Origin of the sequence: Streptomyces alkaliphilus (assembly GCF_014141535.1) — a bacterium.
Lineage (GTDB): Bacteria > Actinomycetota > Actinomycetes > Streptomycetales > Streptomycetaceae > Streptomyces > Streptomyces alkaliphilus.
Genome location: NZ_VKHT01001471.1, coordinates 1 through 882 on the forward strand (window position 1 = coordinate 1; position 882 = coordinate 882).

General features: G+C 70.3%; 1 protein-coding gene. It reads left to right on the top strand.

The genetic code is table 11. The annotated features are described in order from the left end of the window. The coding region (gene wrbA / locus FNQ90_RS25155) for an NAD(P)H:quinone oxidoreductase (protein ID WP_182608422.1) at nucleotides 1-520 on the top strand (520 nt) is incomplete at its 5' end. Between the last annotated feature and the right edge of the window lie 362 nt (nucleotides 521-882).

The following is an 882-nucleotide window of genomic DNA, read 5'->3' on the forward strand; positions in this document are numbered from 1 at the left end:
GGGGCAGGGGGCGGAGGTGAGGTTGCGCCGGGTGCCCGAGCTCGCCCCGGATTCGGCCATCGACGCCAACCCCGAATGGCGTACCCACGTGGACGCGACGAAGAACCAGGTGGCGGAGGCGACGCTGGATGATCTGGAGTGGGCGACCGCGTATGCCTTCGGCAGCCCCACCCGGTACGGGAACGTCACGGCCCAGCTGAAGCAGTTCATCGATCAGACCGGCGGGTTGTGGCAGGCCGGTGCCTTCCACAACAAGCCGGTGACCAGCTTCACCTCGGCCCTCAACCGGCACGGGGGGCAGGAGTCGACCATCCTGTCGATGAACAACGTGTTCTACCACTGGGGATGCGTGATCGTGCCGCCCGGCTACACCGATCCCCTGTTGTTCGAAGCGGGGGGCAATCCGTACGGCACCGGCTGGCCCAGTGGAGGCGGCGAGGGGCCGGATGAGGCAACGCTGGCGGCCGCCCGCTACCAGGGGCGGCACCTGGCCGACATCGCAGCCCGGCTGCAGGGCTGAGAAGCGGGGAGGGCCCGTCGGGCGCTCCCGGGGTCCCGGGGCTCGTCGTGGTACCCCGGTTTGTCGGGGCTCGTGGCGCGGTGGTTCCTCCTCTCCGACGGGCAGGAGTGACGGTCGAGGGGGCACCGAGGTCGTGTCCCCGTGCCCGGGGCTCCGGCGCGGCGTACGGTCGGACATATCGGTGGGGGTGGGATTCGGAGCGTCGAGGAGTGGTGGGCGATGAGCACAATCGAGACCGACGAGTGCGTGGACGTGCAGGTCACGGACTGTGATCGGGAGACCGCCGACGCCGTGTTCGGTGTCCTGAGGACGGCCTTCCCGAGCGGGACGGAGGCAGCGGAACGCGGGGGAGGGAGCGGTGG